Annotated in this window: 1 protein-coding gene; it reads left to right on the forward strand. The window is 63.3% G+C overall.

All coding sequences use genetic code 11. From position 1 onward, the window contains the following. Nucleotides 1-560 precede the first annotated feature (560 nt). Nucleotides 561-12,479, forward strand: coding sequence for a cadherin domain-containing protein (locus ASC89_RS11165; RefSeq protein ID WP_162247932.1), 11,919 nt, complete (start codon nucleotides 561-563; stop codon nucleotides 12,477-12,479). The last annotated feature ends 26 nt before the right edge of the window (nucleotides 12,480-12,505 follow it).

The raw sequence follows: 12,505 nt of genomic DNA on the forward strand, positions 1-12,505 counted from the left end.
AGATCAATGCAATATACAATACGATTAGCACATCTCATGCGGAAATACTCAGCGCAGTCAAGAAGATAGACCCGGCCGCGGCAAAATATGTTGACGAGCTGGACTACGATGTCAATTTGTCGATGGTATCCAGGCCAGATAAGGCGGGAAGCAACGGCATAACGGGATCAAAGACCAGTATCTGGATTAATCCGGATAGCGTGAATAAGGTAAAGCCGCTATTTGATATTGTTGTTCATGAATTGATACACTCAATTACGTGGGCAACGTCCGGTAGGCCTCCCATTGGCGCGAAGACGCCGCACGAAATCGCGTTCTATGAGATACTGTATGCCACCGTGTGGGAGGCCTTTGGCAAACAGCCGCATAGCAGCGAAGAATACTGGCTGATTAAGGCAGTAAATGGCGAGGTAGTTAGTGCGGTGCCTGGGGCCAACGACCTAGCGCCTTGGATGTCGGGGGGCACCACGTCCAAGGGCGCGCCCCAGATCAAGTTCGAAAGCGCCGCCGCCCTCGAAGCAGCCATAGGGCGCAACATTACGCCGACACAGCAGTACGAATTGGCTAATCAGGGGGCGTTTCTCAAGTACCAGGTGAATGGTAGCGGCCCGCTTGTTAAGCTCGCCTCGGGCTCCGTCGCGGCCGTCGGGACGAAGTTTGCCACAGGTGACGGCTACGAAGCGATCGTCAACCCAAACGGCTCAGTTACGAACCTCAAGACCGGCTACACGTCCGCGCCCGGCAGCGCTTATAAGGAGGAGTACAAACAACAGTCCGACGGCTCATTCAAGGACAGTTCTGGAACCTATTATCCGCCAACCAACACTGTTTCCGCCTCCACCGGGCAGCCGCTCTACAAACAGACGGTATCTACTTACAATCACGACACTGGGAAGTTCGAGCAGAAGACCGTCTACAAATCTACGCCGCCATCGTCGAGCAGCAGTTCATCGGGCGGTTCTTCCAGCGGCGGTTCTTCCAGCAGCGGATCCTCCAGCAGCTCATCAAGCAAATCCTCACCCATTCTAATCGACCTCGACGGGGACGGCATCGAGATCGATCAGCTGACCGCGTCGAACTTCTTCTACGACGTGGCGGGCGACGGCCTGCAGCATCGGACCGCCTGGGCTGGCGCCGGTGACGGTGTGCTGGTGCGCGATTCCGGCAATGATGGGGTGATCAACCTTCGCAACGAGATCGATTTCACCCAGTGGGACCCGACGGCCGAGGGGGATATGCAAGCCCTTCTCAACGTCTTCGATACCAACAAGAACGGCAAGCTCGACGCGGGCGACGCCGAGTGGGCGCTGTTCAAAGTGCTCGTCACCAATCCTGACGGCACCACCACGCTCAAGACGCTGGCCGAGCTTGGCATCACCTCGATCAACCTGGTGAGCAACAACCAGGAAGTCAATTACGCAGACGGTTCCAAGATCTCGGGTACGGCAGGATACACCAAAGCCGACGGCTCGACCGGCATCGTGGCCGACGCCACCCTCTCCTACGATCCAAACGGCTATGTCGTGGGCAACACCGTCACCCACAACGGGGACGGTTCGACCACCGTGGTCAATCGCGCTGTGCGCCCTGACGGCAGCGTGGCGCATCAGACCACTACGGTCACCAGTGCCGACGGCAAGTCCAAAACCCTCACCTTCGATACCGATGGCGATGGTGTTCCCGAGCGGAAGCAGACCGATGTGACCGTGGTGAACGGCGACGGTTCGATAACTCGCACGGTCCAAGACTATGACGGTAGCGGTGCGATCCTGGCACGCAAGGAAATGACCGTCACCAGCGCAGATGGCAAGACCGTAACGGTGAGCCGCGATGTCGATGGCTCCGGCAATTACGACCAAGTGGAGTCGCGCGTCACCGCAGTCGATGGCAGCCTGTCATTGACCATCACCAACCTCCACCCCAACGGCACCACCAAAAACGAGCAGACCGTTGTCACCAGCGCGGACGGGCTGACCAAGACCACGCAGATCGAGCTGACCGGTAGTGGCGCGATCAATGCCACACGCACCGAGACCACGTCCGTCGCCGGCAATGGGACACGGACCGAGACGGTCACCGACTATGCCGGCAATGGCACCAGCGGCGCGCACATGGTGGCTCGCCAGGTCACTGTTGCGAGCGCCGATGGCAGCAACAAGAGCGTCGCCGCCGACCTTGATGGCAACGGTACCACCGACCTCACCGACACCAGCACGATCGTCCGCAATGGCGACGACAGCACAACGATGACCGAGCGCCGGACGAACGGCGACGGCTCGGTGCGCCAAAGCACGGTCACCGACCTCAGTGTAGACGGGCTCAGCGAGACAGTCCGCGTCGACGTCAATGGCGACGGTTCCTACGAACTGACGACAACCGACCTCACTCTGTTCGGAGTAGACGGCTCTACTACGAAAACCGTCACCAGCAGGGCCGCCAACGGCACGCTGCTCGACCGCGCCGTCGCCACCTGGAGCGCCGATGGCAAGACTCGCAGCACCAGCATCGACACGGATGGCGATGGGGCGTTCGACCGCATCGAGACGGTCGCCGTCGTCTCCGGCAACTCGGTGAACACGGCCTCGATCTACGCGCCGAATGGCTCGACGCTGCTGTCAAAGGCTGTAACGACGACCAGTGCGGACGGCCTTAGCAAGACCACGCAGGTCGATGCCAATGGCGATGGCGCTTATGACGCGACCAGCACCTCGACAACCGTCGTTAATGGCGACGGTTCGTCGACCATCACCACTATTGTCAAGAACGGCGCCGGCACGATCCAGGTTGGCAAGACTGTCGTGACAACCAGCGCCGATGGTCTGTCGACCACCGCCCAAAGCTACCTGAACGCCCAGACCTCGCCCTACAAAACCGTCACCGACGTGACGGTGAAGAATCCCAACAGTTCCCTGACCCAGACGGTGACGGTGCTCGAAGGCACCAGCCAGGTGCAGACCGGCAAGGTGATCACCAATGTCAGCGCCGACCGGCTGACCACCACGGTGAGCAGCTACGTTGGGACCAACGCATCGCCGCAGGATGTGGTCACCAGTGTGACCAGTGCCGACGGCTCGAAGGTTCAGACGAGCTCCAACTACAGCCCGAACGGAGCGACGCTGCTTGGCCGGACGACTATCTCGACCAGTTCCGACGGGCTGACGCAGACCAAGGTGGTGGATGCCAACGGCAACGGCAACGGCGTCACCGACGCTACCGAAGTGACGGCGAAGGCGCTGAACACAGACGGCACCACAACCCTTACCACCACCGCTTACCAGGGGTCGGGTACGGCTGGTGCCAACAAGGTCGGCCAGACCGTGGTCACAACCAGCGGCAACGGCTTGGCCATCAGCAAGCAGGTCGACGCCAATGGCGATGGAACTTTCGACGCCAAGGCGACTGAGAGCACGGTGCTCAACGCCGATGGTTCCAGGACGCAGACCACGGCCAATTACAATGGCGCCGGGACGGTCCAGACCGGCAAGTCGGTCACGACCGTCAGCGATGACGGCCTGAGCAAGACCGTCTCAACCTATCTCGGTTCTCACACCACCGCCGACGTCGTCACCACCAGCACCACAACGCTAAACCCGGATGGCTCGAAAAGCGATACCGTCTCCACCTACAGCGCCAGCAGCGCCCTCGTCGGGCGGACGATAGCGACCACCAGCGGCAACGGCCTCTCGGCGACGGTCGCCTCCGACCTCGATGGCAACGGCGTCAACGACCTGGTGGTCAGTTCGTCGACCAACGCCAATGGCTCGGTTACGACGGTTTCGTCGACCTACGGCGCCACTGGCGCACTGGCCTCGCGATCGACGCAAACCGTGTCCAGTGATGGCCTAAGCAAGAGCGTTTCGACCGACCTCGACGGCAACGGTACCGCCGACCTGTCGCAAACCATTGCCACGGTGCTCAATGCCGATGGCTCGAAGACCCAGACCATCTCGAACTTCCTCGCAAGTGGGGCGCTCAAGGACAAGACGGTCATCACGACCAGCGCCGACGGGCTGTCGACGACAACCCAGTGGGACAAGACCGGCGGCGGCAGCTTCACCGGCAGCCAGACCGATGTGATCACCATCAACGCGGACGGCTCGGCGACGCGGGTTGTGTCGGTATTCAATGCCAATGGCTCGCTGCACGATCGCACCACGATCGTCACCAGCGCTGACAAGCTGACGGTTACGACCACAGAAGATGTCGACGGCAACAGCAGCGTCGATCATACCTTCGTGCAGGTCCGCAATGCCGACGGCACGCTGTCGATCTCGAGCATGGACGGCGCGGTGCAATCGGCATCGGGCCGCCTCTATGGCAACGCCAAGGGCGAGTACCAGACCCAGAGCGCCGACGGCCTGTCGACGACCATTCGCTACGACGCGAACGGCAACGGCCTGGCGGAAAGCCAAGTCACCGACACCGTAACCTTGAATACCGATGGCTCAAAGGTCGAGACGATTTCCTACTCGAACCTCAGCGGCGGCACCGCCTCGTCGGCCAACCCGGTCTACACCGAGACGCTGAAAGAAAAGGCGGTCGTCACCACCAGCGCCAATGGCCTGTCGACCACGTCACAGTACGATCTGACAGGATCGGGCACCTATGGTGAGAGCAAGACCGACGTCACCGTGCTCAATGCGGATGGCTCGACGACGCAGACCACCAGCACCTTTGCCGGCGCGACGCTGAAGAGCAGGTATGCGCTCACCGAGAGTGCGGACGGCCTGTCAACGACTGCGCAGTGGGATCGGGCCGGCACCGGCACCTACACCGAGACCTCGACGAAGGTTCTCGTCAAGAACGCCAACGGTTCGACGACCGAGACGGTGACCAGCACCGGTGCCGGCGGCGCGCTTGTTTCCAAGATCGTGACCACGACCAGCGCCGATGGGCGGACGACCACGATCCAGAAGGACATGGACGGCAACGCCGCTTACGAGGAAAGCCAGACCGTTACGACGTCCACAGCTGCTGACGGTTCCACGACGGCCGTGACGAGCACCTATAATGGCTCGGGCGGGCTGATCAACCGCTCGACGGTCCAGGTGAGCGCCGACCGGCGAACCGTCACCTCCACCCGGGACGCCGACGGCAATGGAACCGTCGACCAAACCGAGGTGAACACGACGCTTGTCGACGGCAGTTCGAGCAAAGTGGTCACCGATTGGGCAGCCAATGGCAGCAAGACAGGGCTGCTGACCTCGACCACCAGCGCCGATGGCCTGCTCGTCTCATCCAGTCGTGACCTCGATGGCGACGGTATCATCGACCGCACCTACACCCGCAAGCAGGTGAACAACGCCGACGGCTCCACCAGCAGCACGCTCGAGACCTTCAAGGTCAGCGAGAAGGCGGCGAACGGTACTGTCACGGTCATCTCGCCAACCCTGACGCAGAAGACGATCACCACCGTCAGCGCCGATGGCCGCACCACCATCGTGAATACCGACGTCGACGGTAGCGGCGGGATGGATGAGACCATCACCACCAACACCAAGATCAACGGTTCCGCTGTCACCACCACCACTGACGATGCCGATGCACGTAAGCTCGGCGCTGGGCCGGGCGATGTAGCCTGGGTGTCCGCCCTCAATGGCGCCGGCACAGCAGCCTCCACCACGACCACTATCAGTGCCGACGGCAACACCCGCACGGTCGAGGCCGACTACGACGGCAACGGCAGCAAGGAGCACACCGAGACCTGGGTCACCCGGATCGACGGCTCTCAGGTTGGCACGATCACCGACAAGAACGCCAAGAACAAGGTGGTCGCCTCGGCCACCGAGACCGTCAGCGCCGATGGTCTGACGGTTCGCCTGTCGAAAGACAAGGACAACGATGGCGATATCGACGTCGTCGAAACCTCGGTGATCCGCGTCGACGGCAGCAAGGTGAAGACCATCACCGAGTATAACGGCGCCACGGTCACCAAGCAGACCGTGATCACCGTCAGCGCCAATGGCGAGCGTGCCGACTACGCAATCACCGGCGGGAACTCTCAGGATACCCTCTATGGCGGTGGTGGCAATGACAGCCTCAACGGCGGCGGCAGCAACGATCAGCTGGTCGGCGGCAAGGGTGACGACACCTATTACGTCGATAACGCCAACGATCAGGTCTACGAGTCGGCCAATGAGGGGACCGACACGGTCTATTCCTCGACCAACTTCCAACTCTCGGAGAACATCGAGAATCTGTTCCTCACTGGTTCCGGACATATTTCGGGAACCGGCAACTCGTCCAACAACTGGATCGTCGGCAATACCGGCAACAACCAGCTGAGCGGCGGCGGCGGTGATGACACCCTTGTCGGCGGCGCCGGCAGTGACGTGCTTTCCGGCGACAATGGCACTGACACGGCCAACTACAGCACCTCCGCGTCTGCCGTGACCGTATCGATGGAAAAGGCCGGCAAGAAATCCGGCGTCCAGACCTCAGTCAACGAGAACGGCTCGGCCGATACCCTCGCCAGCATTGAGAAGCTCATCGGCTCGGCCTTTGATGACAGGCTGCTGGGCAGCCACGTCTCCGGCGGTGCGGGCAATGACATTATCGACGGCATGAGCGGCAACGACACGCTGTTCGGCGATAGTGGCGATGATCTGATCGACGGCAAGGCTGGCTCCGACACCATGGCGGGCGGCACCGGCAACGACCGCTTCCTGGTCGATGTTTCGGGCGACGTGGTCACTGAACTCGCAGACGGCGGCAACGACACCGTCATCACCGCGCTCGGCTATACGCTCGGCGCCAACGTCGAAAACCTGACGCTTACCGGCACCGCTGCCGTCAACGGTACCGGCAATACCCTCAACAACGTGCTGGTCGGCAACTCGGCCAACAACATCCTGACCGGTGGGGCGGGCAACGATATCTTCAACGGCCTCGACGGCACCGACACGCTGATCGGCGGCCTGGGGGATGATCTCTACATCCTCGAGACGGGCTCGCCGGACACCATCACCGAGGCGGCTGCCGAAGGCACGGACACTGTCCAGGCCGGGATGACGTACACTCTGGGCAGTAACCTCGAGAACCTTATCCTCTCGGGCACTGCCGCGATCAATGGCACCGGCAATACGCTCGACAATGCCCTGCTCGGCAACACGGCCGCCAACGTGCTCACCGGCGGTTCCGGCAACGACGTGCTCGATGGTGGCGCCGGTGCCGATACGCTGATCGGCGGTATCGGCAATGATGCCTATGTCATCGACAATGCAGGCGACGTCATCCAGGAGAACAGCGGCGAAGGCGCCGACACGGTGTACACCGCCCTCGACGCCTACACGTTGGGGAGCCATCTCGAGCAACTGGTGCTGCAGGGCAGCGCCGCGCTGAGCGCTACCGGCAACTCGCTCGACAACTACATGCTCGGCAATGTCGCCGCGAATGCGCTCACCTCAGGTGCCGGCAACGACACCCTCGACGGCGGCGCCGGCGCCGACACCCTTACCGGCGGAACCGGCGACGACGTGTATTACGTCGATACCGGCTCCGATTTGGTGGTCGAACTGGCCAGCGAAGGCACCGATCTGGTGGTGTCGTCGGCCGCCGGATACCTGCTCGCTGCCAATGTCGAAAACCTGACGCTGATCGGCACCGCGGGTAACGGCACCGGCAACAGCCTCAACAACATCATCACCGGCAATGCCGGCGCCAACGTCCTCGATGGCGGCACCGGAGCCGACAGCCTGATCGGCGGGGCCGGCAACGACACCTATGTCGTCGACAACGCTGGCGACACCGTCACCGAGACGGCGAGCAACGGCACCGACACGGTGCTGTCGGCCGTCAGCTTTGTTCTCGGAGCAAACGTCGAGCACCTGACCCTCACCGGGTCGGGTGCCGTCAACGCCACCGGCAACACGCTGAACAACACGCTTATCGGCAATGCCGGCGCCAACACCCTCGATGGCGGCGCCGGCGCCGATACCATGACAGGCGGCGCCGGCGACGACATCTACGTCGTCGATCAGGCCGATGACGTGGTGGTGGAGCTGGGCAGCCAGGGCAGCGATACAGCGCGCTCGGCGATCAGCTATTCGCTCGGGCAGAACGTCGAACACCTGGTCTTGACCGGCAGTTCGGCGATCAGTGGCCTCGGTAATGCGCTGGCCAACAGCATGACCGGCAACTCCGCCGCCAATACCCTCGATGGCGGGGTAGGGGCGGACACCCTGATCGGCGGCGCCGGCGACGATACCTATGTCGTCGACAACGCCGGTGACGTGGTGACGGAAGCAGCGAGCGAGGGCACCGATACGGTGCAGGCGCGCGTCTCCCATACCCTTGCTGCCAATGTCGAGAATCTGGTTCTCGTCGGCAATGCGGCGAGCAGCGGGACCGGCAACTCGGCCGCCAACGTGCTCACCGGCAACTCCGCTGCCAACAGCCTCAACGGGGCCGGTGGCAACGATACGCTCAATGGCGCCGGCGGTAATGACACGCTCACCGGCGGCACGGGCAATGACAGCTATGTCTATGCCCGTGGCGGCGGCAACGATGTGGTGATCGAAGGGGCCGGCGAAGGCACCAGCGACGAGCTCGTGCTCTCCGGGATTTCCAGCGGCGCCATCAGCTTCACCCGCAACGGCTTCGACATCCTCGTCACCATCGCTCCGTCGGCGGTGGGTGCCGGCGATGGCGGCACTATCGTGCTGAAGGATCAGCTCCGCACCGGCGAGTATGGCGTCGAGACCGTCACCAACGGTGCGGGCGCCAGCTGGACCAAGGCCCAGTTGGTCGGCGTGTTCGAAGCGCCCAGCATCACCTCGAGCGGGGGTGGCGCTACGGCATCGATCGAGCTGCCGGAAAACAATACCGGCGTCGTCACCGTCACCGCCACCGATAGCGGCACGGTGACCTATTCGATCGTCGGCGGCGCCGACGCGGCCAAGTTCACCATCAACAGCACCACCGGCGCGCTGAGCTTCGTTTCCGCCCCGGATTTCGACGTGCCGGGCGATACCAACGCCGACAATATCTACATCGTCACCGTGCAGGCCTCTGACGGCACGCTCACCGACACGCAGACCATTTCGGTTAAGGTCGGGGACGCCAACGACGCGCCGATCATTGCCTCGGGCGGTGGCGGCGCCACGGCCAGCATCAGCGTCAGCGAGGGGGCGACTGCCGTCACGACGGTTGTCGCGACCGACAGCGATGTCGGCGCAGTGGTGACCTATTCGATCACCGGCGGCGCCGATGCCGCCAAGTTCGTCATCGATGCGCATACCGGTGTGCTGAGCTTCGTCGCCGCTCCGAACTTCGAAGCGCCCGGCGATGTCGGGGCGAACAACGTTTATGACGTGGTGGTCACCGCCGCGGACGGCTGGCTGACCGACAGCCAGGCGATCGCGGTGTCGGTCGGCAATGCCAACGAAGCGCCGACCATCTCGTCGGGCAGTGGCGCCGACGAGGCGGCCGTTTCGCTGACGGAAGGCACGTCGGCAGTCACCACGGTGACGGCCACCGACGTCGATGCCGGCACGACACTGACCTTCGATATCGCCGGCGGTGCCGATGCCGGCAAGTTCACCATCAACGCCACCACCGGCGCCCTGAGCTTTGTTGCAGCTCCCGATTACGACCAACCGGCCGATGCCGACGGCAACAATGTCTACGACGTGATTATCAGGGTTTCCGACGGCACGCTGAGCGACACGCAGATCATCTCGGTGACGGTGGGCAACCAGAACGAAGCGCCCACCATCCTGTCCAATGGCGGTGGCGCGACCGCTTCGATCGCCATCGACGAGCTGAGCTCCGCCGTCACCACGGTGGCGGCGGGCGATCCGGACGCCGGGACCAGCATCGTCTATTCGATCGTTGGTGGCGCCGATGCGACGAAGTTCAGCATCGACCCGACGACCGGGCAGCTCAGCTTCAAGAGTGCGCCCGACTTCGACCATCCGACCGATGTCGGGGCCAACAACGTCTACAACGTCACGGTGCAGGCCTCCGATGGCTCGCTGACCGATACGCAGGCTATCGCCGTCACCATCAACAATCTCGATCGGACGATTGTCGGCACTGCCGGCGTGGACGAGCTGGTGAGCGGAAGGGGCGACGACCTGCTGGAGGGCGGGCTTGAGAACGACACTTACCGTTACACCCGAGGCGATGGTGACGACGTCATCGACGAAGGGCAGGGCGGTGGCAGGGGGGATGTCCTCCGCGTCGCGGGTGTCAACGGCTTCACCCAGACCTACCTGGTCGCCGTCGGCGCCGACTTGCACATCCAGATCGCCGAAAGCGTTACCGGCGCCGGCGATGGCAGCACCATCGTGGTCAAGAACCAGTTCAGGACCGACGGCGAGTGGGGTGTCGAAACCATCATCGATGGTGACGGCAACATCTGGACCAAGGAGGCCCTGGTCACCTTCATGTTCGGGGCAGGTGGCCCCGGCCAGACCGGCACCTCCGGCAACAATACCCTCACCGGATCGGTGCTGAGCGAGACCTTCTATGGCCTCGGCGGTAACGATCAGATCAGCGCCGGCGAGGGTGACGACATCCTGATCGGCGGCGCTGGCGCCGACGTCCTCAATGGCGGGCTTGGCTGGGATATCGCCTCGTATATCACGGCGGCCGCCGGCGTGAATCTCGATATGCGCAATGCCAGCTCGACCTGGTCCGGCGACGCCACCAGTGACACCCTGACCTCGATCGAGCAGATCATCGGCACTGCATTTGCCGACAACATCGTCGTCAACGTGGACGGGATGTCAGTGCTCGGCGGCGCCGGCAACGACTATCTCGAGACGGTCGGCGACGGCAGCTACCTCGACGGCGAGGACGGCGACGACCAGCTCGCGGGTGACCGCGGCGTCGACATCCTCATCGGCGGCAACGGTGCCGATCTGATCTACGGCTATGGCGGCGGAGACCGCATCTTCGGCGGCGATGGCATCGACACCATCCTCAGCGGTGACGGCAGTGATGTCATCTTCGCCGGGGCCGGCGATGATGCGGTCGCCGGCGAAGCCGACGACGACGCCATCTTCGGCGAGGAGGGGGATGACTCGCTGCAGGGCGGCGACGGCGACGACGCCATCCAGGGCGATGACGGCAATGACTGGATCGATGGCGAACTGGGTGCCGACTGGGTCAGCGGTGGGCTGGGGGATGACAACCTCAACGGCGGCGATGGCGACGACTACCTCGTCGGCGGCGCCGGGGCCGATCAGCTGAACGGCGGCGACGGCTTCGATATCGCGGGCTACGAAAATGCCGAAGCCGGCATCAGCCTCAACACCAACCTCGCGGCCTCCACCTATACCGGCGATGCCTTGGGCGACACCTTCTCCAGCATCGAGTTCTTCTGGGGCAGCGCCTACGCCGACAGCATCACCGTCGGCTACAACGGCATCGAAATCTGGGGCGGCTCCGGCGATGACACCATCACCGTCACCGGGGTGGGCAGCAAGCTGCGCGGTGACGACGGTGCCGACGTGATCACCGGCGGCAGCGGCGTGGATGAGATCCTCGGTGGCGAAGGGAACGACACCATCGGCGGTGCCGGCGGCGACGACGCCCTCTCCGGCGAGGAAGGCGACGACATCCTCACTGGCGGTGCCGGCGCAGACTGGCTGCACGGCAGTGAAGGCAACGACACGCTCAATGGCGGCGACGACAACGACTACCTGATGGGTGGCGCCGGAGCCGACGCGCTCAATGGTGGAGCAGGCACGGACTCGGTCAGCTACTTCTGGTCAGAAGCCGGCGTGAGCTTCGACACGGCAGCTGCCGCCTCGACCTATGGCGGCGATGCCCTGGGCGACACCTTCGCCGACCTCGAAATCTTCATCGGCAGCGATTTCGGCGATGCGATCACCGTGCACTTCAACGGCACCACTATCCATGCCGAGGCTGGCGACGACGTGGTCACCGTCACCGGGGTGGGGAGTTTGGTACATGGTGACGGCGGTGACGATATCATTACCGGCGGCACCGGCATCGACACCATCTTCGGCGACGACGGCGACGACACCATCCACGCCGGCGACGGCGCGGATTCCCTGCAGGGCAGCGCTGGCAACGACGAAATCCATGCCGGCGCCGGCGACGACTGGGCCGGCGGCGATGACGGCGACGACATCCTCTACGGCGATGATGGCGTCGACTACCTCTCGGGCGGCCTCGGCGCCGACTCGCTCTTCGGCGGCGCCGGCAACGACCGGTTCACCTACGGCTCGACCACGGAAAGCGTCGTCGGCGCCATGGACCGCATCGAGGACTTCACTACCGGCGATCGCGTCCGGCTGATCGACATCGACGCCAACGAAGGCGTCTCCGGCGATCAGGCGTTCGTGCTGGATACCAACAGCTCCTTCTCCGCCGGCGAAATCCGCCAGACGGTGATTGGCGGAGACCTGCTGCTCGAGATGAACGTCGATGGCGATGTCACGCCGGAGATGAGCATCCTGATTGTCGGCAGGACGACGGTGCTGGCCAATGGCGACTTCCTGTTCTGATCGCCGATTGGGGGCTTAGTTGGTAG

It is taken from the genome of Devosia sp. Root413D1, assembly GCF_001425235.1.
GTDB lineage: Bacteria > Pseudomonadota > Alphaproteobacteria > Rhizobiales > Devosiaceae > Devosia_A.